The sequence below is a fragment of the Clostridium sp. DL1XJH146 genome, from assembly GCF_054819755.1.
In genome coordinates, this window is record NZ_JBTVVN010000046.1 from 1 (window position 1) to 24416 (window position 24416).

Annotated in this window: 20 protein-coding genes, 8 tRNA genes, 2 rRNA genes, 1 other RNA gene and 1 other annotated feature; of the genes, 2 read left to right on the forward strand and 29 right to left on the reverse strand. The window is 28.7% G+C overall.

What is annotated here, in order from left to right; translation table 11 throughout:
• The 14 genes from ACVHXK_RS16025 to ACVHXK_RS16090 form a co-directional block, all read right to left on the reverse strand.
• Nucleotides 1-70 (reverse strand): 16S ribosomal RNA (locus tag ACVHXK_RS16025); the annotation flags it as partial.
• Nucleotides 71-540: 470 nt separating this feature from the next.
• The gene (gene dhaM, locus ACVHXK_RS16030; protein ID WP_461207424.1) at nt 541-930 is read right to left on the reverse strand and encodes a dihydroxyacetone kinase phosphoryl donor subunit DhaM; all 390 of its coding nucleotides are present in this window, start codon (nt 928-930) and stop codon (nt 541-543) included.
• A gap of 26 nt (nt 931-956) precedes the next feature.
• Nucleotides 957-1595 carry a dihydroxyacetone kinase subunit DhaL gene (dhaL, locus tag ACVHXK_RS16035; protein WP_461207442.1) on the reverse strand — a complete coding sequence of 213 codons (639 nt, stop codon included), beginning with the start codon at nt 1593-1595 and terminating at the stop codon, nt 957-959.
• A gap of 19 nt (nt 1596-1614) precedes the next feature.
• Nucleotides 1615-2613, reverse strand: a complete 999-nt coding sequence (gene dhaK / locus ACVHXK_RS16040; protein ID WP_461207425.1) for a dihydroxyacetone kinase subunit DhaK — start codon at nt 2611-2613, stop codon at nt 1615-1617.
• Nucleotides 2614-2722: 109 nt separating this feature from the next.
• The gene (locus ACVHXK_RS16045) at nt 2723-3427 is read right to left on the reverse strand and encodes an MIP/aquaporin family protein (protein WP_461207426.1); all 705 of its coding nucleotides are present in this window, start codon (nt 3425-3427) and stop codon (nt 2723-2725) included.
• Between the two features lie 237 nt (nt 3428-3664).
• Nucleotides 3665-5716 carry a sigma 54-interacting transcriptional regulator gene (locus tag ACVHXK_RS16050; protein ID WP_461207427.1) on the reverse strand — a complete coding sequence of 684 codons (2052 nt, stop codon included), beginning with the start codon at nt 5714-5716 and terminating at the stop codon, nt 3665-3667.
• A gap of 161 nt (nt 5717-5877) precedes the next feature.
• Nucleotides 5878-6132 carry a pro-sigmaK processing inhibitor BofA family protein gene (locus tag ACVHXK_RS16055; RefSeq protein ID WP_461207428.1) on the reverse strand — a complete coding sequence of 85 codons (255 nt, stop codon included), beginning with the start codon at nt 6130-6132 and terminating at the stop codon, nt 5878-5880.
• A 29-nt stretch (nt 6133-6161) separates the two neighbouring features.
• Nucleotides 6162-6419, reverse strand: a complete 258-nt coding sequence (locus ACVHXK_RS16060) for a YaaL family protein (RefSeq protein ID WP_461207429.1) — start codon at nt 6417-6419, stop codon at nt 6162-6164.
• A 74-nt stretch (nt 6420-6493) separates the two neighbouring features.
• Nucleotides 6494-7090: a recombination mediator RecR gene (recR, locus tag ACVHXK_RS16065; RefSeq protein WP_461207430.1), complete on the reverse strand. Its 597-nt coding sequence runs from the start codon at nt 7088-7090 to the stop codon at nt 6494-6496.
• A gap of 12 nt (nt 7091-7102) precedes the next feature.
• The gene (locus ACVHXK_RS16070) at nt 7103-7444 is read right to left on the reverse strand and encodes a YbaB/EbfC family nucleoid-associated protein (protein WP_461207431.1); all 342 of its coding nucleotides are present in this window, start codon (nt 7442-7444) and stop codon (nt 7103-7105) included.
• A gap of 59 nt (nt 7445-7503) precedes the next feature.
• Entirely contained in the window at nt 7504-9180 is a 1677-nt protein-coding gene (gene dnaX / locus ACVHXK_RS16075) for a DNA polymerase III subunit gamma/tau (RefSeq protein WP_461207432.1), read from the reverse strand.
• Between the two features lie 246 nt (nt 9181-9426).
• Nucleotides 9427-9691: signal recognition particle sRNA large type (gene ffs / locus ACVHXK_RS16080), an RNA gene on the reverse strand.
• Between the two features lie 3 nt (nt 9692-9694).
• Nucleotides 9695-9784: transfer RNA gene (locus ACVHXK_RS16085), tRNA-Ser, on the reverse strand.
• Nucleotides 9785-9940: 156 nt separating this feature from the next.
• The gene (locus tag ACVHXK_RS16090) at nt 9941-10381 is read right to left on the reverse strand and encodes a nucleoside deaminase (RefSeq protein WP_461207443.1); all 441 of its coding nucleotides are present in this window, start codon (nt 10379-10381) and stop codon (nt 9941-9943) included.
• Nucleotides 10382-10722: 341 nt separating this feature from the next.
• Between ACVHXK_RS16090 and ACVHXK_RS16095 the strand changes: the two genes are divergently transcribed.
• Nucleotides 10723-11436: a ferritin-like domain-containing protein gene (locus ACVHXK_RS16095; RefSeq protein ID WP_461207433.1), complete on the forward strand. Its 714-nt coding sequence runs from the start codon at nt 10723-10725 to the stop codon at nt 11434-11436.
• Between the two features lie 22 nt (nt 11437-11458).
• Here the strand turns inward: ACVHXK_RS16095 and ACVHXK_RS16100 are convergent.
• Nucleotides 11459-11535 (reverse strand) — tRNA-Arg (locus tag ACVHXK_RS16100).
• Between the two features lie 264 nt (nt 11536-11799).
• Here ACVHXK_RS16100 and ACVHXK_RS16105 point away from each other — a divergent pair.
• A complete protein-coding gene (locus ACVHXK_RS16105; protein ID WP_461207434.1) occupies nt 11800-13398 on the forward strand; it encodes an ABC1 kinase family protein in 1599 nt (532 codons plus the stop codon).
• Nucleotides 13399-13445: 47 nt separating this feature from the next.
• Here ACVHXK_RS16105 and ACVHXK_RS16110 read toward each other — a convergent pair whose 3' ends face one another.
• From ACVHXK_RS16110 to rrf, 14 genes are all read right to left on the reverse strand, one after another.
• On the reverse strand, nt 13446-14177 hold the full coding sequence (locus tag ACVHXK_RS16110; RefSeq protein WP_461207435.1) for an MBL fold metallo-hydrolase: 732 nt from the start codon (nt 14175-14177) through the stop codon (nt 13446-13448).
• Between the two features lie 13 nt (nt 14178-14190).
• Entirely contained in the window at nt 14191-16413 is a 2223-nt protein-coding gene (locus ACVHXK_RS16115) for a diguanylate cyclase (RefSeq protein ID WP_461207436.1), read from the reverse strand.
• A gap of 190 nt (nt 16414-16603) precedes the next feature.
• Nucleotides 16604-16680, reverse strand: a tRNA-Arg gene (locus tag ACVHXK_RS16120).
• A 95-nt stretch (nt 16681-16775) separates the two neighbouring features.
• A tRNA-Ser gene (locus ACVHXK_RS16125) sits at nt 16776-16866 on the reverse strand.
• Nucleotides 16867-16941: 75 nt separating this feature from the next.
• A tRNA-Ser gene (locus ACVHXK_RS16130) sits at nt 16942-17032 on the reverse strand.
• 26 nt (nt 17033-17058) lie between these two features.
• Nucleotides 17059-17149, reverse strand: a tRNA-Ser gene (locus tag ACVHXK_RS16135).
• Nucleotides 17150-17211: 62 nt separating this feature from the next.
• Nucleotides 17212-18489, reverse strand: coding sequence for a serine--tRNA ligase (gene serS / locus ACVHXK_RS16140; protein ID WP_461207437.1), 1278 nt, complete (start codon nt 18487-18489; stop codon nt 17212-17214).
• Between the two features lie 150 nt (nt 18490-18639).
• Nucleotides 18640-18838: a binding site (T-box leader), on the reverse strand.
• 137 nt (nt 18839-18975) lie between these two features.
• Nucleotides 18976-21735, reverse strand: coding sequence for a UPF0182 family protein (locus tag ACVHXK_RS16145; RefSeq protein ID WP_461207438.1), 2760 nt, complete (start codon nt 21733-21735; stop codon nt 18976-18978).
• Between the two features lie 4 nt (nt 21736-21739).
• Nucleotides 21740-22912, reverse strand: coding sequence for a DUF362 domain-containing protein (locus tag ACVHXK_RS16150; RefSeq protein WP_461207439.1), 1173 nt, complete (start codon nt 22910-22912; stop codon nt 21740-21742).
• Nucleotides 22913-22925: 13 nt separating this feature from the next.
• Nucleotides 22926-23438 carry a 3H domain-containing protein gene (locus ACVHXK_RS16155; RefSeq protein WP_461207440.1) on the reverse strand — a complete coding sequence of 171 codons (513 nt, stop codon included), beginning with the start codon at nt 23436-23438 and terminating at the stop codon, nt 22926-22928.
• A 16-nt stretch (nt 23439-23454) separates the two neighbouring features.
• Complete coding sequence (locus ACVHXK_RS16160) at nt 23455-23946, reverse strand: HD domain-containing protein (RefSeq protein ID WP_461207441.1); 492 nt, start codon at nt 23944-23946, stop codon at nt 23455-23457.
• 217 nt (nt 23947-24163) lie between these two features.
• Nucleotides 24164-24239: transfer RNA gene (locus ACVHXK_RS16165), tRNA-Ala, on the reverse strand.
• Nucleotides 24240-24244: 5 nt separating this feature from the next.
• Nucleotides 24245-24321 (reverse strand) — tRNA-Ile (locus ACVHXK_RS16170).
• 6 nt (nt 24322-24327) lie between these two features.
• Nucleotides 24328-24416 (reverse strand): 5S ribosomal RNA (gene rrf / locus ACVHXK_RS16175); the annotation flags it as partial.

Below are 24416 nucleotides of genomic sequence, written 5' to 3' on the forward strand. Positions count from 1 at the left end.
ATCGCTCGACTTGCATGTGTTAGGCACGCCGCCAGCGTTCGTCCTGAGCCAGGATCAAACTCTCAATTTGAAAAGTTTAATCTTTACTCAAAAATATATTTATTGACTGGCTTAAATCTCTGTTTAGTTTTCAAAGATCAATACTCTGTCGCTTTGTTTTAGCGACTTTTACATCTTATCATTTAGAAGTTATTTTGTCAAGTAAAATTTAAAAGTTTTTTAAATTTTCTGATTAATAATTTCTTGCTGCCGGACCGAAGTATTTCGGCGACTCGTATATAATATCAAATATATATAGCCTTGTCTTTCTATAATCACCCTTCTCATTAAATTATACCTATTTTTCTAAGTTTTACTCTATATAACTAGCTTTTACTTATGATGACACGCCACGATTAGTTTTCGATATAAGTCCTTAGTGATAATCTATATACCTCCACTTAATAATAATTTTACCAAATTCAACAATTTTACCTGTGCATTATTTATTTGATTTTATATTACTTTATACAAAAAAAAGAAGCGCCTCGGGCGCTTTTTTTAAGGCATTTTACCAAGTTTTAGTTGCTTTAAAGTTTCTTTAATCTCTTCCATGCTCTTTCCAACACTACTATCAACAGCAGCTGAAACTGCTCCTTCTACCAGTGCTGCATCAACAATTTCTACATTACTTTGATATTGTTCTTCTAACAGTTCCAATGATATCTCTGCATTCATATACGCACTTCCAATATCAAAGAGAACAATCACTCCATCTTCTGAATATACATTTCTTATTGCTTTCATTATTTTTTCTGAATCTGTTCCTAATCTTCCATCTGAAGTACCACCAGCCGCTGCAATAGGTGCATCGAATGCCATTTGTGATGCCATATCTACTGTACCTTCTGCAATTGCTTTGCTATGTGATACTATTACTACACCTACCATATAATATCACTCCAATAACTTATAGTTTATCCTCTATTTTTAATTGCTTCATATATAGTATTTAAAATCAAATAACTAGAAGTAGCTCCTGGATCTTGATGTCCTATACTTCTCTCCCCTAAAAAGCTAGCTCTTCCCTTCCTTGCTATAATTTCTTTCGTTTTTTCTACTCCTTGCATTGCAGATTCTTTTCCTTTTTCCAAAACAATTACTTCGTCTGTTCCTTTTTCTATTTCATTTTTCATAGTTTCGATTGCTGGTTGTATCGCATCAATCATAGTTTTGTCTCCAAATTGAGCTTTACCCCTCATTTTAATTCCAGCAAGAGCTGCTTCTAAAATCTCTACAAAATCATTAATATCAATTTCTTCTTTTTCCTTAACAGGTAAAGATCCCTTCATAAATGCAGTTCCATAAAGTGGCCCAGATGCTCCACCAACTGTACTAACTAGCACCATTCCTACAGTTTTTAAAATATCTGATATTTTCATATATTCAACTGTACTAAGTTTTGATTTTACTGCTAAAAATCCTTTTTCCATATTAATTCCATGGTCAGCATCGCCAATAGCTGCATCTAAATCTGTTAATAATTCTTTATTTTCTATTATTGTATTTGCTATCTCATTAATAACTTCAATCACATCTTTACTTTTTAGTTTCATCAATTTTTTCCTCCGATAATTATAAAGTTTTAAATGCAGGAGTATCTGCTGTCGCATCTAATAATTCTTTTAATTCACTATCAAGTTTGAGCAGTGTAATAGAACATCCTGCCATTTCTAATGAGGTCATAAATTCTCCTACAAAAGTTTTATAAACTTTTATATCCTTTTCTTTTAACATTTTATTTACTTTATTATTGATAATATACAATTCCATATGAGGAGTAGAAGCTAATCCATTTACCATAACAGCAACTTCTTCTCCTTTATTTAGTTTCATATCATCAAGTATTTTATTTAGTAAATGCTCTGCTACTTCATCAGCCTTTTTAACTTCATCTCTATGAGTACCTGGCTCACCATGAATTCCCATACCTATTTCCATTTCATTTTCTGCCAAAGTAAATCCTGCTTTACCAGCTGCCGGAACTATACATGGGGTAAGGGCCATTCCCATACTTCTTACGTTAGAAATAACTTTTTCAGCTACTACTTTTACTTCTTCTAGTGATGCTCCTTTTTCTGCCTTTGCACCTGCAATTTTATGAACAAATACTGTACCCGCTATTCCTCTTCTACCTGTTGTATATAAACTATTCTCTACAGCAACGTCATCATTCACTACTACACTTTCTACTTTTATGTCTTCCATTTCAGCCATTTCTTTTGCCATATCAAAATTCATTACGTCGCCTTCATAATTTTTAATAACTAATAATACACCTTCGCCACTATCTACTGCTTTAATAGCTTTATATACTGGGTCTGGAGTTGGTGAAGTAAATACATCTCCTGCAACTGCACCATCAAGCATGCCCGTACCTACATATCCACCATGTGCTGGTTCATGTCCACTTCCTCCACCGCTCACTAAAGCAACTTTCCCTTTTACAGGTGAATTAACTCTAACTAGAACATTTGCATCTTCTAATTTCCTTACATATTCAGGATGAGCTGCAATAATACCACCTAACATTTCTTCTACTACTGCACTAGGGTCATTGATTAATTTTTTCATATAAAATCCTCCTCTTATTTTTATGTTTTGATACTAGTTAAACAGAAACTTTTTAGTTTTACCAAAAAGTTTCTGCAACTTCGTTAGATTATGTTTTGATAATTATTTTTTAAAAGAATAAATTAAAAAGTAATGCACCTACTATTCCACCTAAAATCGGCCCAACAACTGGTACCCATGCATATCCCCAATCTGAATCTCCTTTTCCATCTATAGGAAGTATAAAATGTGCTATTCTTGGTCCTAAATCCCTTGCTGGATTAATAGCATATCCTGTAGGTCCACCTAATGAAAGACCTATAACAAATATTAAAAGTCCAACAGCTAAAGCAGATACACCAGCAGCCATTTCTGCCTGACCTAATCCTAATATTCCGAATAAAAGCATAGCAGTTCCTAAGAATTCACAAAGAAAATTGGCTCCTAAATTTCTGATAGCTGGTCCAGTTGAAAATACTCCTAGCTTTGTTGCTTTATCTTCCGTTTCTTTCCAATGAGGTAAGTAAGTTAACCATACAAGTGTAGCTCCTAAAATTGCTCCAATAAATTGAGCTATAAGATATCCCGGAACTTGAGCCCATGAAAAACCGCCTGTTACAGCAAGCGCAATAGTTACTGCCGGATTAATATGTGCTCCACTAATACCTCCAAAAATAAATACTGGTATAGCAACTGCAATAGCCCACGCTGTACTTATAACAATCCATCCTGATCCATTTCCTTTAGTTTTTGATAATACAACATTTGCAACAACTGAATCTCCAAGCCAAACAAGAATTAATGTACCAAGAAACTCTGCCATATAACTAGACATATAATAACTCCTCCTACTATTTTTGTTAATTCACAAATATATTTAGCAATCTCTATGCCAAAAGAAGATTAAAATCTCAAAATGTTTGTAAACGTTTATTTGACTTGTTTTATATTTTGTTTTCTTTTTTTATAGTTAACTGTGTTTTATACATCTGAGAATTTATTGTTCAAATTTACCAATTAGAATATATTTCCTTGGTGTTTTTGAACAACTTGCACTTTTTTCCCAACTTATTTATTTCCCATTTACTATTCCATACTTTCTTGCTTTTGCTGCCACTGTCTTATGACTTATACCAAGTGCTTTACCCGCAGCATTAAAACTATTATATTTTTCAAGTGCTTTTTTTATTATTACTTTTTCATATTCGCTAAGAGTAAGTATCCTCTCATTATTTATAATATCCCCAAATTTATTATCCCATTGATACTTGAAATTATTATTATAATTTAACTTATTTTGTTTTATATAAATAGGTAGGTCATCTATATCAATATATAAATTTTCAGTCAAAGTAAGTATTCTTTCAATTATATTTTCTAGCTCTCTTACATTACCTGGCCATTTATACTCTATCAATATCTCCATAGCTTCTTTTTTTATACCTTTAATATTTTTACTCATTGCTTTAGACTTCTTATCTATAAAATACTCAATTAATAGTGGTATATCACTATTTCTTTCTCTTAAAGGTGGAATAATTATTGGAACAACATTTAATCTATAATACAAATCTTCTCTAAATGTACCTTCTTTGCACATTTGCTCTAAATTTTTATTAGTTGCTGCTACAATTCTAACATCTATATGTAGCGTTTCTTCTCCACCTACTCTTTCAAATTCTTTTTGCTGTAATACTCTTAGAAGTTTTGCTTGCATACTAAAATCCATTTCTCCAATTTCATCTAAAAAAATTGTACCCTTATTAGCAAGTTCAAATTTTCCTAATTTTTTCTTAATAGCACCAGTAAAAGAACCTTTTTCATGTCCAAAAAGTTCGCTTTCTAAAAGATTTGATGGTATAGCCGCGCAATTAACTCTTATAAAGCTATTATTCCTTCTATTTGAAGAATAGTGGATAGCTTCTGCAATTAATTCTTTTCCAGTTCCACTCTCACCACGAATTAATATTGAAGATTTTACTTTAGCTGCTTTTGTAGCAATTGCTAATGTATCTATTGCTTTACCACTTTTGCCTATAAATTTAGAAAATGTTTCAAATGGTTGTTTTGTTCTTATTAATTGTTCTTCTAAATATTCTGCTTTAGCTGAAATCTTATGTAGTTTGTCTGATAAATACTTTACTTCATTAATATTTTTCACTACAGATATTACACCACTAATACTACCATCTACTTTAATAGGATTTACATTTGCAACTACAGTTATATTATTGCATTTTTTTCTTATTTCTCCAATAATAGGAATACCTGTTTTTAGCACTTTCATTCTGGCCCCATTTGGTGATATATCTCTAATATTTTTATCTATTATTTCAATCTCTTCTATATTCAAAATATTTAAATATGCTTTATTTACATAAATTATTATGCCCTCTTTATTAATAACACAAATACCATCTCCTACAGATTCTAGTATTAGTTGATTTCTTTCTTTTAATTCTTTTACTTCATTTAACTCATATGTTATTTTCTCTAAGCTAGAAATATTAATAAATACTGCAACTGCTCCTTTTAGCTCATTATCAACTATAATTGGACTTCTATTAGTTAAAAATATATTATTCCCGAATTTTTCTTTTCTATTTAATTCTGATTTCCTTGTTTTATTTACTATATGAAGTCTAGTATTTGCAATAACTTTATAAATTTTTCGACCTACTGCATTTTCTGCTGATATACCTGTCATTTTTTCTGCCGCGGGATTAAAAACTGTTATTATATTATTGTTATCGATTACAATTATCCCATTTTCAATGGAATTACTTACCTGTTCCCATGTAATCGCATTATCTTGAAGAATATTATCAACTATATTCATAGTTTCTTTATCTTTCATTTCAAAATCACTTTCAATAAATAAACAAAATTCTTCCAAAGCCCTTTGGTCATCATTACCTATTGTCGTTACTATTAATTGATTGTCTTTTTTAATTTTCATCGTAATAAGAGGCATTAAACATGTTGCTGATATTCTTTTAATATCATTTGAAATGAAAATGTCAACATTATACTTTTTCTTAATTTCAATTGCTTTTTTTATAATCATTGCTGCAACTCTTGCATGAATTCCCTTTTGATAATTAATAATAACTTTCCTTTCCACAAAAGTCTCCTCCTCCAAGATTGTATAACTTAATTATATCAGTTTTAGCTGATTTTTGTAAACTTTTTATTATTTTTCAATTATTTGTAATTATTTTTTATGTTTTTTAACAAAATAAAAAGTGAAATCATTTATTTGACTTCACTTTCATTTATATTCATCTATATAATAAATTTAAACACTACCATAAAAATTATACCAGGTATTCCAAAAAAACCTGCAATTAAACACGTTACAATATTGATCCCTAATACCATTCCAAAGTATGATCCAAAAAAATTAAAAATTAATAATAACACCCCTCCTAATATACCATTAACTATTAATTTCCAAAGTATTTTTAATGGAATAGCCAAGAACTTTCCCAAAAGATATAGAAGAATTATACCTATTAGAAAATAAATAAAATATACCACTTTATTTTCCCACCTTTATAATATGTTAATTAACTAATTAAGTATTCACCACTTATTTCAATTCCTTTTTCTTTAGCTATACTTAATAAATACAAATATTTTGATCTAGCTGCCTTTTCTTCATAAATTGCATAATCTATAAGATTTTTATCTTTAGCATCATCAAAAAAATTTCTAGCTAATTCTAATTCTATCTTTACCTTCTCAATTTCTTTTATAATAATTTCTGCATCTTCTTTATCACTAATTTTTTTATTAATTAAGTTAGTTATATTATCTTTATACATAAAAACACCTCCTAAATTATTTTCTATATTTTATTTATAGACAAACAATTGGAGGTTTATACCAAATATTGTAATTATAATTCTACTCTACCTTCTAAAGCTTTTGATAAAGTTATTTCATCCGCATAATCTAGGTCTCCACCTACTGGAACACCATGGGCTATTCTTGTAACTTTAATGCCAAGGGGTTTAAGTATTTTTGATATATACATTGCAGTTGCTTCACCCTCTACATTAGGATTAGTAGCTATTATCACTTCTTTTACTTCATCATTCATCCTGCTTATCAATTCTTTTAGGTTTATATCGTTTGGGCCTTTTCCTGTCATAGGAGAAATTACACCATGTAGAACATGATAAAGACCATTGTACTCTTTTATTTTTTCCATAGTCATAATATCTTTAGGTTGTTCCACTACACATATAATATCATTTTGCCTATTAGGATTAGAACAAATAGCACATGGATCAGAATCAGTAAAATTACCACAAACTGAGCAATACTTGATTGTTCCTCTGGCTTTGATTAGCGCTTCTGCAAATTCATTAACTTCTTCTCTTGGTAAATTTAATGTGTAAAGAGTTAGCCTTTGTGCTGTTTTATAGCCTATCCCAGGAAGTTTGGCAAATTCTTCAATTAGTTTTTCTATTGCAATTGGATAAAAATCCATTTTTCACCTCATCTAGAACATTCCAGGCATGTTCATTCCACCTGTTAATTTTTGCATTTTATCTGCTGTTTCACTATCTGCATTTTGAAGTGCTTGATTACATGCCGATAATATTAAATCCTGAAGCATTTCAACATCATCTGGATCTACTACTTCTTGTTTAATTTCAATATTAACTATTTGTTTTTTCCCATTTGCTACTACTTTAACAGCTCCACCACCTGCTGTAGCCGCAAATTCTTTTACCTCTAATTCTTTTTGCATTTTTTCCATATCTGCTTGCATCTTTTGGGCTTGTTTCATCAACTTACCCATATCCATTCCACCCATTTTTGGGAAACCACCTTTTGCCATGTGTTATACCTCCTATTTATTTAACTATTAAATCCTTTAATATTTTACCATTAAGGTAATTATTCATCAATTATTTCTACAAAATCTTCGCCAAAAGCTTCTAATATTCTATTTTGAATATCTTCTTTATTTTCTTGCTTATCTTCTTGTATAGTATATTTTATTCTAACTTTTTCTTTTAGTGCCTCACTAAATATATCTTCTACAATTTTTCTGTTGTCATCTTTCTCCAATCTTCTCTTATTAAATGAATATTGGTTTTCATATTTAATTTCTATAATACCACCACTACAACTTTCAAGTTTACCTGTAGTTAAGGCTGCATAAATAACCATATGCCTTCTAGCCTTAAGAAGTTCTAAAATATCCATCCATTTTTTCTGAACATCACTAATTGTAATTTTAGAATCAGAATTAATATTTTCTTTACTATTAGTTACTTCACTATTTATATCTTTATTATTTCTTTTATAACTATTTTTTTCAGCTATATCTTTTAAAATACCTGTTGTATTTAAATTATCTTTAGCTTCTCTACTATTATTTCCATTATTATATCGTGCATCATTAATAATTTGTATTTTCCCATCTTTTATAATTCTTTCTAGTTTATTTAATCTTGAAAGAATTATCTCATTAGATGTATCATATTCGATTTTACACATTTTTATAACAGCTAGTTCTAGATATATCCTACCTTGATTACTCCATTTTGCTTGGCTTTCAGTTTCCTGAATTATAGATATATATCTCATTATTTCTTCAACAGTAATCCTTGCCGCTTGTAATTTTACTTGTTCAATATTTTCTTTGGACATATCTAAAATATCTTCTGGATTATTACTTACTTTAACCATCAATAAATTTCTCATATGTTGAACAAATTCTTTTAAGAATAAATTAATATCTTTTCCACCAAGTACAATTTCATCTACAACTTTCATAGATACTTCAACATTTTTATCTATTACTGAACCTGTCAACTGTAGTAAATTCTCATTAGTAACAAATCCCAACATATTTAATACACTATCATATTCAATTTTACCTTCACCCATAGAAATTGATTGATCTAATATTGATAAAGCATCCCTCATAGCTCCATCTGACATTCTAGCTATAAGTCTAAGTGCTTTTTCTTCAGCAAAAACTCCATTACTTTGTGTAATATTAAACATTCTATTAAAGATATCATCATTCTTTATTCTTTTAAAATCATATCTTTGACATCTTGATAATATTGTTATAGGTAGTTTTTGAGGATCAGTTGTTGCTAATATAAATGTAACATATTTTGGAGGTTCCTCTAATGTTTTTAAGAATGCATTAACAGCTCCAGTTGTAAGCATATGAGCTTCATCTAATATATATACTTTTTTCTTACCATCTCGTGGTGGATATTTTACTTCATCAATTAAGTCTCTAATATGTTCTACTTTATTATGTGATGCTGCATCCATTTCAACAACATCCATTGCAATGCCTGCGTTAATTTTTGTACACATCTCACATTTGTTGCAGGGCTCTCCATCTTGTAAATCTAAGCAATTTACAGCTTTAGCAATAATTTTAGCAGTTGAAGTTTTACCTGTACCCCTAGTACCACATAATAAATATGCATGAGCTGTTCTATCATTTTTAACCTGATTTTTTAAAGTTCTTGTTATATGTTCCTGACCTACAACTTCATCAAATCTTTTAGGTCTCCATTCTCTGTATAAAGCAGTATATGCCAATTTAAACACCCCATACTATTTTAATATAATTAGCTTTATTATAAATATCTATCTTAAAATATTGTTAATACTAAAAGTATTGTTTAAATAAAGAGCTACAATTCTAATAAAACCGTATCTTAAGTATTCTTAATTATATCATAATTATACCACTTTTTTATAATGCTATACTTTTTTTAATATAATTAAGGACATTTTGCAAAAGCAAAATGTCCTTATTAATTAGCTTAAATAAAATATAAAAAGTCGTGCACCTCACTTTGATAATAAGTCATGAGCGTTACCTATACAGTTAACTCAAATCAGGTTGACTTGCGGCACACGGGAGATCTCACTTATCGCTGCTTCCTTCCGGATCTGACGAGGTTCATGAGTTCCCGTTGCGCAAGGCCCGATTATCAACGCCACTTATATAGGGCAGGCCCCACAACTTAAAACCTAGGTAAGGAATTCAACCCTGCTATAGCGGATTGCAGGTTACAGGACACCGCTAACTTCCCGTCTAGCACGACCTTGGCGGAGAAAGAGGGATTCGAACCCTCGGTAGAGTTTCCCCTACACACGCGTTCCAGGCGTGCTCCTTCGACCTCTCAGACATCTCTCCATATAAATTATTTTATTGTCAGCAAAAACTATTATACTATGTAGCTAATTATATTTCAACATTAATACTCATAATTTTTAAAGTATTATATAGATATCTGTATATTATATAACTAAATATTTAAATAATGCAAGTATTTTTGTTATTATATTTAACTTATGGTAATTTTTCTTTTCTTCTCTCTTTAAAAAATTCCATCAATATATCACTACATTCTTTATTGTACATCCAAACTATATCTACATAATTATTAAAAGCTTCATTTTGAAGAATATTAATAATACTACCACAACTTCCGCTTGCAATATCTGCTGTACCTATAAAAACTCTATTTATTCTAGCTTGAGCAATTGCACCCGCACACATGGGACAAGGTTCTAATGTTATATATAAATCACATCCAGTTAATCTCCAATCCTTTAATTTTCTGCATCCTTCTCTTATTGCTAAAACTTCAGCATGTGCCGTAGAATCTTTTAATATTTCTCTTAAATTATGGCTTTTAGCAATAATTTCATCTCCCTTAACTAAAACCGCACCTACTGGCACTTCTCCTTTAATATATGCCTTTCTAGCCTCTTTTATAGCTAAATCCATATAGTTTTTTTTCAAAATATTCATCTCCTTAATAATTAATATTACGATTTTTATTTTAAAAATAAACATTCCACATATTCATTGTATAGTGATCTACCCTGCACTTACTTTGTTGAAGTGGGGCTTCTTGATAAATACCCATATTAAATTTTTCAACCAACCTATAACTTTATACATATTCTAAACTATCTTATATGCCTATATTTTACAACAATTATAAGTTAAATTTTATACTAAATACTCTATATTTATAAGTAATAGATATTTTAAACTTAAATATTTAAGTAACAAATACTATAAACTTAAATATTATATTATTGTAATAATTTTAGGAGGCAATTATGTATCAACAACCAGGATATGGGTATGGTTTCAATCAAAACTATAATCAAATAGCACTTCAAAAATCACTTGAATTAATTTTAGAAGCAATTGGAGATGAAAAGTCTGATGAATTATTTTATGATTACTTAATCAGTGTGGCTCCAAATAGAAAAGAAAAAAATATAATTTCTTCAATTAGGGATGATGAAAAAAAACACAATAGACTATTTAAAGGAATTTATAAATCTATTACTGGCAAAGAGGCTATAGTCGCCGAAGATGAGGAATTTATTAAACCTAGAAGTTATCTAGATGGAATAGAAAGAGCCTTATTTGGTGAACTAAAAGCTGTAGAAAAATACAGAAAAATACGAAGAGGCCTTCCAGGTAGATATTATAGGGATATTCTTTTTGATATTATAACCGATGAACTAAAACATTCAAATAAATATAATTTCATATTTACCGAAAATAAAAAGATGCGAAATTCCGAAGAAGAACCATATAATGTAAATAATCCTGATGAAACTTTGGAATATATTTCACCTCTAGTAGAACGAGCTCAAGAAGAATTTAATGAAGGAATTAATCCTGAACATTTATTCCAAGAATTTATTTTATCAGGTTTACTTGTTGGTAAAGGATATACTCCCTCTGAAGCTATCACCCAAGTTGAGAAATGGGAGAATAATGGAACTTCTGAAATATTAAAAAAATCTAAAATAAAATAGTTTCGCAACAGCGAAACTATTTTGGTGCACTCGAGAGGATTCGAACCTCCGGCCTTCCCCTTAGGAGGGGGACGCTCTATCCTGCTGAGCTACGAATGCATAATTCGTTTACTTAAATATTCTATTGCAGAATTATATTCTTGTCAACTCTAATTTATTTACTTGTCCAAAACACTTCGCTAAATTAACCTTTAGCGAAGTGTTTTTCTATTTACCATATACTCTTCACTAAATAAATTTAATATTTATTTAATACTTTATCAAACTATTAAACTCTAAAAAGGATTATAATTATTCTAAATGGTGGATATACTTTATATTAAATCAGTAAGCTAATAATATTACAACAATAAAGAGGTATTTATGAAGAATAATTCGGTAAACAGATTAAGAAAAATTGTAAAGACATTTGCGTATTACGGTTTTGGCTATCTAGTCAATTCAAAATTCACAAAAAATAATAAATCTCCGGAAAATTTAAGAAAAGCTTTTGAAGAATTAGGCCCAACATTTATAAAAATCGGTCAGATTTTAAGTACCCGTCCAGATATATTACCTGAAGATTACATAAAAGAACTATCAAAGCTTCAAGATAGTGCCAAAGAAGAAAGTTTCGAAGATATTAATTCTGTATTTAAAGAAGAATTTAATAAAAATATAAATGAGTGTTTTGATGCCTTTGATCCTATTCCCATTGCTTCAGCATCTATTGCTCAAGTTCATAGAGCAAAATTACACGGTAATGATTTAATTGTTAAAATTCAAAGGCCAAATATTGAAGAAAAAATGAAACAAGATATATCTATCCTATATCGAATTTTGAACCTTACAAAAGCTAAATTTAATGATTCATTAATTAATCCTATACATGCTTTAGACGAACTTAGAAAATCAACTAAAAATGAGCTTAATTTTATTCACGAATTAGATAATCAAGTACAGTTTAAATCATTAAATATAGATATTAGTTATATCTATGTTCCGAATATTATATACAAATTCTCAGGAAAAAAAGTTCTTTCAATGGAATATATAGCTGGAGAAAAAATAGATAATGTTTCATCCCTTAGAAAAAAAGGTTACAATTTAAAAGATTTAAGTAAAAAATTAGTATTTTCTTATCTAAAGCAAATTTTTGAAGATGGTTTTTTTCACTGTGACCCACACCCTGGAAATATAATTGTTTCAAAAGAGAAACTTTGCTTTATAGATTTTGGATTGGTAGATTCTCTATCTCCTGCCTTAAGGAAATCTTTAAATAAAATGATATTTGCTTTTGCATATAAGGACATAGATGAATTAATTTCCGTAATTATGTCTATAGGTATAAAAAAAGGCTATGTTAATAGAAATAAATTATATGAAGATATAGATTATCTAATGGACAGCTATTTATCTACTTCATTAAGTAATATAAAAATTTCTACATTATTAAAAGAAGTTTTTGATGCTGCTAAAAGAAATAATATAGGCGTACCTCGTGAATTTACTATGCTACTACGTGGATTGGTTATTATAGAAGGTGTAGTTGCAAAATTATCACCTGATTTGAAAATCTTAGATATTGCAATTGAATATATTAAAGAAAAAAATAGCACTAGTTTATTAGAATCATTCGATTTTAATGATTCTCTACTTAAATTCATTTCCATTTCTAAAGATTCAATTTCACTACCCTCAAAATTATCAGAACTAGCAAACAATTTAATTAAAGGGAGAACCAAAATTCAATTAGATCATAATAATCTAAATGAACCAATAAAAGAACTAAATAAGATGGTAAATCGCTTAGTTTCTGCTCTTATATTATCATCTATGATTATAGGATCATCGCTTATTATAAATAGCAATATTGGTCCAAAAGTATTTGATATTTCATTCATTGGAATAACAGGTTACTTAATAGCCGCTATATTTGGATTTTGGCTCCTAATATCAATAATAAGGTCCGGTAGATTATAAACTCTATTTTCAATTGCTTTTTAAAATATAATAAAGGAATTTTTCCTTTACAGAAAAAATTCCTTTCCTTTTTTAGCTAATTCAACTTCACCTCTAAAGATTGCTTCTACTTCTGTTTTTAATAATTTAATCTCTGCATAATGAGGAAAATGCGTTAAAACTACTTTTTTAATACTATTCATATTTGAGATTTTACCAATTTCTCCAGGTGTAAGATGTCCTTTGAATTTACCTAATTGATCATCAAATAAAGAACATTCACATAAAAACAGATCTGCCTCTTTAGAAATATTAATTAGACCATCACACCACTCTGTATCTCCACTAAAAGCAAAAATTTTTCCGTTTTCTTCAAATCTCATTGCAAATCCATAAGCTGGATGCTTAACTTCTTCAAAAGTAACTTTTACTTTTCCAAATGTAAGTTTTGTATCTTTGTTAATTTCTTTTGCAATACATGCCCCACCATAATTTAATTGATTAAATCTATTATCTTTAGTATGTGCATATATTTCTAAAGGATTTTTTCTCCTACCAAGTGCAGTGGAAATCTTACAATTATATTGGAATGGAAAAATATCCGCAATATGGTCCCAATGATAGTGAGATAAAATCACTATATCTATATCATCTAAACTAATATATTCTTGCAGACAAGATAACACTCCACTTCCACAATCAATTAATATGTTATATCCATCTATTTCTAATAAATATCCAGTAGATGCCTCTCCTTTTTCTGGAAACGCACCCCAGTTACCAATAATTTTAATTTTCATATATTATCCTCCTCTACAAGCCTAAAGATTTAAATCCATTTCTACCTAAGTTTTTAGCCTCATACAAAGCTTTATCTGCATAATCTAGAAGCTTTTCCATTGAAATATTATGACTAGGTATACATGAAGAAATACCCATGCTTATTGTAACTCTATTACTTACAGAAGAATACTTATGTTCTAAATTCAATTTCTTAATTTCTTTAATCATTCTACGAGCTATTACTGTAGCCCCTTGTTTATCTGTATTCGGTAAAATTACAACAAATTCATCTCCACCAAATCTGGCTAATAGATCAGTAGACCTTTTAATTGTATATTCAAGAGTTCTTGCTACAAATTTAATTACCTTATCACCATTTAAATGACCATAATTATCATTAAATTCTTTAAATTTATCTATATCAATAATTATTATAGCTACACTTGCTTTATTTCTTTGGCTCATAGCCCATATATCTGCTGAATACTCATCAAATCTTCTCCTATTAGGTATACCTGTAAGGCCATCTGATTGAGACAAATTTAATAATTTATAGTTTGCTTCCTCTAATTCTTCCTGTGCTATCTTTCTTTCTGCAATTTCTAAAGATAATTTTTCTGATTTTGTTGCATTATCAATAGCAATAGAAATATACGAGCTTAAAACAGTTATCATATCTAAACAATTTTTCGTATAGGCATTTATAGTACTACTTTGTACAGTTATAATACCTAGTACTTCTTGTTCAATAATTAAAGGATAAATAATTATTGATTTTATTTTTTCATCTTTATAAATATTTGTTTTATTATCTAAATATTTGCTTAACTCTTTATTATAATCATTTATAAAAACCTCTTTTTTATTTCTAACGCACCATGCAGTTAAACTATTCTTATTATTTGCATCGATAATCTTTTCTTCTAATCTTATATTATTCTCTCTAAAATATTTATTATTTATTTTTTTATTTTTATCATCATAAATTCCAATACCTAAAACATCTACTTTCATAAGAGAATCTATTCTAATATATATATCCTCATATATTTCTTCTAATTTCTTTGTAGATATAATATTCTTTGAAATTTGACTTATTACTGTGATATTATTATATGCTTCCTGTAATTCTCTAGTTTTTTTACTTAATTCATTATTTTTTAAACTAATAATTTCTTTTTCTTTATTTGTTTGTTGTATTTTATTTAAAAGAGCAAAACTTTTTATTCTAAAACCATTATTTTGGGCTAATTTATTTTCTTTTACATCAGTATATTTTTTTAAGAAAATAAATGAATTTTTATAATCTCCTTTTCTTTCATACAACTGATAATATTGCTTATAAATATTTAGTAGGTTTGTATTATTATTAGTTTGATTTGCAATATAGTAACTTCTTTCTAAATTAGCTAAAGCTACTTTATATCTACCCGCTCTAATATGCAAATCATTTATATCCTTGAATATTTTTGATTCTATTTGAGTATCACCAGTTTCTTTATTTACATTTAAAGCCTCACTATAATAATTAAAGGCTGCTTCATCATTATTATTTTTTTTCTCTATAGCACCTAATTGGTATAATGCATGCGTAACCCCAATTTTATCTTTAATCTCGTTACTTATATCTAAACTTTTATTTGTAAAATTGAGAGCTTTTTTTAATTGATCTAACTCAAAATAAATATACCCTATATTCAGCATAGGAATTCCAATAAATTTTATTTCGTTATCCTTTTTAAGCTGTTTTAGACTTTCATTATAGTATTCTAATGCTTTATCATAAGCATTTAATTCCTTATATAATTCTCCTATATTATTTAAAACACTTGCATATTTTATTTTATAATCATTTTCTGAAATAATATCTAAGGCATCAGTATAATAATTATAAGCAACATCATAATTATTAAGTGAAGTATATATATTTCCTAATAAATTATATATTTCAACTAAATATTCAAACCTATTCTCTTTTTGAGCTCTTTGAAGTGCATCAAATAAAAATTGAATTGCTTCATATTGATTTTCTAAAAGTGACATAATTCTTGCTTTTTTTATGAGTCCTTCAGTTATTCCCTTTTCGAAATTATTTTTAATAGATAAATTGTAACCTTCTTGTGCAAGTTCATAGGAATATTTTAAATCTGAATTTTCTAGTTCTTCAAATAATCTATAATAAATCAATATTTTTTTTATATTATCTTCTTCATCTTCTATTATCTGTTTTACTTTATTCCGATCGATATTCAAATTTTTTCACCCCAACCCATGTTTACTTATTGTTTTAATTTTATCATAATTATCTTATACTACAAACATAATAATTAGGTTTTATTATTATATTTGGTAAAATTATATGTTTATTACATATTGGTTTGTTTTAGAATATTTAATTATTAAATTTAAAAAACCTAGTAATCATTACGATTACTAGGTTTTTTGGTGCGCGAGAGAGGATTCGAACCTCCGACCAACTGGTTCGTAGCCAGCTACTCTATCCAACTGAGCTACTCACGCATATTTAATTTTAACAAATTTATATTATCACATAAAAAAAATAATTCAACTGAATTAATCTTCTTAAATTTCTCTTATGTGTTCAAAAAATAAAATGGCGGAGAGATAGGGATTCGAACCCTAGGTACGCTCACACGCACGCCGGTTTTCAAGACCGGTGCCTTAAACCAACTCGACCATCTCTCCACAATAATTGTTTTTGTTTTATGTGCAAAAAAAATAATATATAGTAAATATATTGAATAGAATTTAGATAATAACTGGCGGAGAAGGCGGGATTTGAACCCGCGCACCAGTTTCCCAGCCTACACCCTTAGCAGGGGCGCCTCTTTAGCCACTTGAGTACTTCTCCATGTGCCATTTAAAATAATTTGTAACTGGCGGAGAGATAGGGATTCGAACCCTAGGTACGCTCACACGCACGCCGGTTTTCAAGACCGGTGCCTTAAACCAACTCGACCATCTCTCCATATTAGCGACGATAGTTATTATATCAAGATATCGTCACTAAGTCAATACATTTTTAATAATTTATTTAGTTATTTTATTTGTTCCCATATAAGGTACTAATACTTCTGGAATAGTAACAGTTCCATCTTCATTTTGGAAATTTTCTAATATTGCAGCAACAGTTCTACCAATAGCAACTCCTGAACCATTTAATGTATGTATAAATTGTGGCTTTCCTTTTTCATCTCTATATCTAATATTTGCTCTTCTTGCTTGAAAGTCTTCGAAATTACTACAGCTAGATATTTCTACATATCTTCCGTAGCTAGGCATCCATACCTCTATATCGTACTTTAAAGCTGCTGTAAAGCCTAAATCACCTTTGCATATTCTAACTACTCTATATGGAATACCTAAGCCTTTTAAGACGTTCTCAGCATCATTTGTTAACTTTTCTAATTCTGAATATGAATCTTCTGGTCTAGTAAACTTAACTAGCTCTACTTTATTAAACTGATGTTGTCTTATAAGTCCCCTAGTATCTCTTCCTGCTGAACCTGCTTCTGCTCTAAAACATGCACTGTATGCTACATGTTTTATTGGAAGTTCCTCACCCTTTAATATTTCATTCTTGTATAGATTTGTCACAGGTACTTCTGCTGTAGGGATCAAAAAGAAACCATTATTTTCTACTTTAAATGCATCTTCTTCGAATTTTGGTAATTGACCTGTTCCTATCATACTATCTCTATTAACCATATAAGGAGGAAGAATTTCTGTATACCCATGTACATCAGTATGCGTATTTAAAAAATAATTGATTATTGATCTCTCTAGTCTTGCACCTAGACCTTTATATACAGTAAATCTAGATCCTGATATTTTGCCTGCTCTCTCAAAATCCAAAATATTTAAATCCATGCCAACATCCCAGTGAGCTTTTGTTTCAAAATCAAATTGAGTTGGCTCTCCCCATTTTCTTATTTCCACATTATCTTCATCAGTAGAACCTTCAGGTACCTCTTGATTAGGTATATTTGGTATCCTTAAAAGTATATAATTTAATCTTTCATCTATCTCAGATACCCTAACATCATCCTCTTTTATCTTATCTGATAATTCTTTCATACCTGCCATTATACCGCTAGCATCTTTTTTTTCTTTTTTATACTGCCCAATTTTTTTTGATTCTAAATTCCTTTTATTTTTTAATGTTTCAACTTCTACAAGTATTTCTCTTCTCTTATTATCAAGTTCTACAACTTCATCAATTAATCCATTGTCAAAAGATTCTCCTCTACCCTTCATAGCTTCTTTTATTTCTTCTGGATTAATTCTTATTCTTTTTAAATCTAACATTTATACTACCTCCTATATAGCTTTTTTAGCTATCAATTTTCTAAATATTCACTTATAACTTCTCTATTATAAAACTTAAGCAAAAACTTATATTAAATTTTTTATATAAACTCATATAAATGAACGCAAAAAAAAGTCCACTTAGCCCCTTGTAGGGACGAATAGACTCCGCGTTGCCACCCTTATTAGTTTATATAGAATAAACTCTCTTTAGAAGTATAACGTACTTCAGCGTATTGCTCATCACAATCCCTCAAAGGTGGATTCACAAAATTATAAGTATCGATTCACACTAGCCACCGACTCTCTTAAACTTCAACTTTGCTACTTGCCCTATCATCAGATTAATATATAAATCATTTTTTTACTATTATAGTTATAATATTACCAATTGTCAATAAAATATTTCACAATACTATGATTTACTACCAAGAATTATAATAGACATAGTCTTCCAATAAAATACTATGTCTATTATTTTTATTATTATTCTTCTTTTAAATTTTCTAAAATATTACCTAACTCGTCAATATATTCTCCGTATTTAGCCCAATCACCATTTTTTTGTGCTTCTAATGCATTATTATAAGATTCTGTTGCTTTCTCCAATTGGGACTGGTCTATCTTTATACCTTCATCTACTATATTATCTTTATCATCAATTACTTCATTTACAATATCTTCGTCAGTAATTTCTCCATCAATAATCTCTTTATAATTAAATAACTGATTTAAAGCATCTTTAATATTTTCTGCTAGTACTAATTTATCATCGTACATAACAACTACTCTTTTCATCTCAGGTATACTATTTTCACCCTGAGCTCTTAAATAAATAGGTTCTACATAAAGTAGGTTATTTTGTACTGGAATAATTATAGTATCTCCAAACTGTACTTCAGAACCTTCCTTATTCCATAATGATAATTCTTTTGATACTGTAGTATCTTGATTTATCTTAGATTTAAATAAAGTTGGACTATTTATTGTTTGTATATCTGTTGGGAATCTATAAAGAACTAATTTACCATAGTTATCTCCATCCATTCTTCCACCAAGCATAGCAACCATATTTTCTTTCTCATGGAAATTAAAATATTGAACTACAACCATTTCTTCATTTTCTTCATTAGGAAGTTTCATAATCAAATTAGTTGCTTGATTAGAAAGTGTTTCCCCTTCTATAACTTTAGAGTTCTTAGAAATATCCCAAATATCATCACCTCTATAAAACACATTAGAATCACTTACATGATATCTTTCTAAAACTTCACATTGTGTTAAGAATATATCTTCTGGATATTTAAAATGCTCTTTAAATCCATCTGGTAATTCTTCCATAGACTTAAATAATTCAGGGAATATGCTGGCATAGCACGCTGCAATCGGATCATCTTCATCAACTATATAAAAATCAGTATTTCCATCCACTGCATCAACTATAATTTTAATAGAGTTTCTAACATAGTTAATACCATTTTTAGGTTCAGAAAATGGGTATCTATCAGAAGTTGTATATGCATCTATCATCCAATATAATCTACCATTATTTATTACTAAATAAGGGTCACTATCATAAGTTAAAAATGGTGCGATTTCTGATACTCTATCCATTATATTTCTATTAATGAATATTTTACTATCAGAGGTTATAGAACTTGATAATAAGAAATTAGTCTCACCTTTATTAATAGCGAATAAAAATCTATTAAACAAATTTAATTTTATTCCTGAATCTCCATCATAATCAAATTTTTTCTCTCCTGTTGAACTTGGATAATCAAGTTCTCCAAGACCAGTATTAACTACTGTGTAGTCGTTGGTATTTTCACCAAAGTATATTCTTGGATTAGTTAATTCTAAATCAGTGTAATTTGTAACAGGCATATCTTTTATTACAAAATCAGGTTTTCCATCTACTGTTACTGAATTAACTTTACTCATAACAACACCATAACCATGAGTATAAGTTAAATATTTATTCTGCCATGTATCTGATTTATCTTTAAGCATTTCTAGGTCTATTTCTCTTGGTGTAATAAAAACTTGATTATACTTACCATTAATAGTATATCTATCAATATCAATATCATTAAATAGATAGTAATTTTTTATACTTTGTACGTTATTATAAAATTCTTTAGCAGGTTCAACGGCATTAATTCTAATATTATCGATTGTTGCTTTATTTTCAGCAATTATTTCTGAATCAAGGTCGTTATTTAATGCATATGCTTGCTCATCTATAGTATCAATATTAAATCCTTTTTTAGTATATTCAATATTATAATCTATGAATTTTGTCTCAAGAACCTTTTCATTAGGCGTTACATATAATCTTTGAGTTATACCCCCAACTATTGCTTCTAAAACAACTAATAAAACTATAACAATAACAGATGCTATAATCGGTTTAACCCTTGATTTCAATATACTTACGAATACTACTATAGAAGCTAACAATGAAGCTACTGATGTTATATAATAAAATTTTAAGGTAATTGCTACATCTGTATAACTAGCTCCAAAAACAACACCTCTTGAAGAATATACAAGATTCCAAGCTTTAATCATAAATCCTAATGATAATAATAGTAAAAATAGAGCTGCTGCAACTGCAAGCTGATGTCCTGCAAAGTTAGTTAATCCATTTTTAAAATCTTTCAAACTAACTACATTTATATCTCTTGTTTCAACTATTTTATCTTTAACATTCATTATAAAATATATCACAACTGTAACTATCACTAAAAATACTATTAAAGACATAAATACATTGTATAATGATTCAATTAATGGAAGCTTAAATATAAAGAATGATATATCCATATTAAAAATAGGATCTTTTACATTAAAAGCTTTTGAATAAGTAAATTGTAAAATTCTATACCAATATGTTGATGAAAAAGAAAAAGATATAAATAAAGAAATAATAACATTTGCTATGATAAAAATTTTTTTCTCTAATTTATTTCTTTTTGGATCTATTTCAACTACTGTTTTTATCTTAATAATACTTTTCTTTATTCCTTTATAATAGAAATATATTGCTAAATAACATATTATAAATATAGGAACCATTAATTTTAAAGTTGCCGTAATTCTAGTAAAAAATACTGATATATAACCAACTTCTTTAAACCACTCTATTTTAATTAAAAAATCAGCTATACTTCCAAAAAATATTATTATGACAAATATAATTGGAATTATTAAAGCTAACATTGGTTTTCTTTTTTTACTCAATTTATCACCTCTTATTTTTTCTAAGTAAATTACCTATTGGAGAATATTTAATGTCAATTGCTCCAGCTGGGCATAATTCTTGACAACAAAAGCATCTTATACACTTTTTCATATCCCATTTAGGATAAAGTTTACCATTTTTTTTAACCATTTCAATAGCTTTAGGATTCTCTGGACATACTTCCATACATCTTGAGCAATTCACACACTTATCATCTATTAAATTAGGATATGGTGCTATCATATCACGCAGAAAATTTGTTACAGTAGGATTAATAAAATAAAACTCTCCACCACTTCTACATAACTCAAAATCTTTCACTTTCATACTTTTTATATCTTCACCTAAAACCTGAATATTTTCTTTTAGTACTACACCCCAATTATTATCGTAAGCTTCTTTTAATACAGGTATTTCTAGTGGATCTTCATAACCTATCATATTCACTGCTACAGAATCTATTGCAGTTAAACTTTCACCCATTATAATTGTATTTAAATTATACGGTGATCCATTTTTAGGACCATTACCTTGCATAGCTACTATACCATCCATTATTGCAAAGTTAGTTTTTACAACGGAATTTAGATCTAATAGCATTTTACAAAAATTATGAGCATTAGGCATTCTAGTATGCCATGCAGCCTTTTGAGTACCTGGAACACATCCAAATTGATTTTTAACAGCTCCTGTAAAGAATGCCATACCATGTGTCTTAAATTTTGGAAGAGATATTACTACATCCGCGTCATATGCAATTTTTGCTACATTCCAAGATTTACAAAGAATTGATTCGTCTTGAAAGACATCAATACTTTCTTTAAAAGGATCAAATTTAACACCATACTTATTTGCTACTTCCATCATCCCTGATTTTTCAGCAGCTTTTTTTGAATCTCCAAAACCAGGCGAATCACCAAAGTAAATATTGTTTGAATAATCCTTAATAACCCTTATTACAGCTTCAAAAAATTTATAATTTGTTACTACAATTGAATCTTTACTATCTACAACTAGCATATTAGGTTTCAATAGTACCTTACTATCCTTAGGAATAAGTTTTCTGATGTATGAGTCTCCACCTAATAATTCAAACCCTTTTCTGATACTTTTTTCAATTTTAGCCACATCATATTCTTTACATTTGAGTAACGCAATTTTTTCTTTCTGTACCATAAATTTGTCTCCTTTATTTAATTAAATACCCTTTAGCATCTAATTCTTCTACAATTTTCTTGATTGATTCCTTATTATCAGTTTCAATTGTATGTAAATGAATTCCTCCTGTTAAACTTAGTAGGGGTTGTGCATTATATTCCTCTATTTTTGAAATAAAATTCTCCAGATCATATAAACTTTTTATCATTAAATTTGCTTTTATTTCACCATAAACTGGATGTTCTACTATTACATCTTTTATTGTACCACCATATTTAAGTACAATTTTAAGTTCCTGTTCAATTTCATTTTTACCGTGACTTATTGCGATTATTTTATTAATCTTTTTTTGTGTATTTATCTGCACTATATATCCATCAGGAGTAGCAACTATTTCTTTACCCTCAGCTCTTAGAATTGCAATATCTTTTACTATCACTTGTCTTGTTACGTCATATTTTTGTGCTAATTTTTGGCCTTTTAATGGTCTTTTACTATTTAATAGATCTATATATGCTTGTTCTCTCCTTTCGGTTGACTTCATTTAACCACTCCTATATTTAATTATTATTATCGCACTTCTTTAAAATTTGTAGTTCTTCATTTTCTATTATATCATTATTATGATGATATTTAATTAATTCTAAAAAACTTTGATCATAATAATATTGTTTTAAAATATTATATCCTATATATGGATGATTATAATATATATTAATAGAGTTTATTCTAACTAATTTCTTAAGTTTTCCTTTTGTTATATTATGAAATATTACAATTATTGATTTCTGAAATATATTTAAATGATATGTTATTTTCCCTATATCATGTAATAAACCAGCTTTTATTAACATGTTTTTATTTATGTTTTTATCCACAGGTTCCCTTTCTATTTCCACAGCAGTTCTTATTGAATGTTTTTTATCCATTGTGGATAACTTGTTGAATAATTGTAATTCATTATATTCTAAATATTTTTCCACAAATTCATAATCTTCTTGTGTTATTTTTGAATTAAAGGCCCAAAAAAACTGTTTTATTCTATATAACATATTGTATATACTCCTTTATATGTAAAATAATATTATTTATTTAAGATATTTAACTTTGTAATAACTTATATTATTATATAATATCATAAAATATGCTTTTCTATATTATATAAGTATACCTTTATATAAAAAAATAGCTGAATAAATTCAGCTATCCTAATAATAAATATACTTTTCTATAAAATAAAAAAGCAGTCAAATTAGACTGCTTTTTTATTGGTGGAGATAAAGAGATTCGAACTCTTGACCCCCTGCGTGCAAGGCAGGTGCTCTCCCAACTGAGCTATACCCCCAAATATGGTGGACCTTCAGGGACTCGAACCCCGGACCTACCGGTTATGAGCCGGTTGCTCTAACCAGCTGAGCTAAAGATCCTAACAGACCTGGCAATGACCTACTCTCCCACACCGTCTCCAGTGCAGTACCATCGGCGTGTTGAAGCTTAACCATCGTGTTCGGAATGGGAACGG

Excerpts from the sequence above, each read along its gene's own strand:
- dhaM (WP_461207424.1), bottom strand. The coding sequence starts at position 930 with ATGGTAGGTGTAGTAATAGTATCACATAGCAAAGCAATTGCAGAAGGT.
- ACVHXK_RS16060 (WP_461207429.1), bottom strand. The coding sequence starts at position 6,419 with ATGTATAAAGATAATATAACTAACTTAATTAATAAAAAAATTAGTGAT.
- ACVHXK_RS16160 (WP_461207441.1), bottom strand. The coding sequence starts at position 23,946 with ATGTTATATAGAATAAAACAGTTTTTTTGGGCCTTTAATTCAAAAATA.
- serS (WP_461207437.1), bottom strand. The coding sequence starts at position 18,489 with ATGTTAGATTTAAAAAGAATAAGAATTAATCCAGAAGAAATAAAAGAA.
- ACVHXK_RS16105 (WP_461207434.1), top strand. The coding sequence starts at position 11,800 with ATGAAGAATAATTCGGTAAACAGATTAAGAAAAATTGTAAAGACATTT.
- ACVHXK_RS16150 (WP_461207439.1), bottom strand. The coding sequence starts at position 22,912 with ATGGTACAGAAAGAAAAAATTGCGTTACTCAAATGTAAAGAATATGAT.
- ACVHXK_RS16070 (WP_461207431.1), bottom strand. The coding sequence starts at position 7,444 with ATGGCAAAAGGTGGTTTCCCAAAAATGGGTGGAATGGATATGGGTAAG.
- ACVHXK_RS16045 (WP_461207426.1), bottom strand. The coding sequence starts at position 3,427 with ATGTCTAGTTATATGGCAGAGTTTCTTGGTACATTAATTCTTGTTTGG.
- dhaK (WP_461207425.1), bottom strand. The coding sequence starts at position 2,613 with ATGAAAAAATTAATCAATGACCCTAGTGCAGTAGTAGAAGAAATGTTA.
- recR (WP_461207430.1), bottom strand. The coding sequence starts at position 7,090 with ATGGATTTTTATCCAATTGCAATAGAAAAACTAATTGAAGAATTTGCC.
- ACVHXK_RS16090 (WP_461207443.1), bottom strand. The coding sequence starts at position 10,381 with ATGGATTTAGCTATAAAAGAGGCTAGAAAGGCATATATTAAAGGAGAA.
- ACVHXK_RS16110 (WP_461207435.1), bottom strand. The coding sequence starts at position 14,177 with ATGAAAATTAAAATTATTGGTAACTGGGGTGCGTTTCCAGAAAAAGGA.
- ACVHXK_RS16155 (WP_461207440.1), bottom strand. The coding sequence starts at position 23,438 with ATGAAGTCAACCGAAAGGAGAGAACAAGCATATATAGATCTATTAAAT.
- dhaL (WP_461207442.1), bottom strand. The coding sequence starts at position 1,595 with ATGAAACTAAAAAGTAAAGATGTGATTGAAGTTATTAATGAGATAGCA.
- ACVHXK_RS16095 (WP_461207433.1), top strand. The coding sequence starts at position 10,723 with ATGTATCAACAACCAGGATATGGGTATGGTTTCAATCAAAACTATAAT.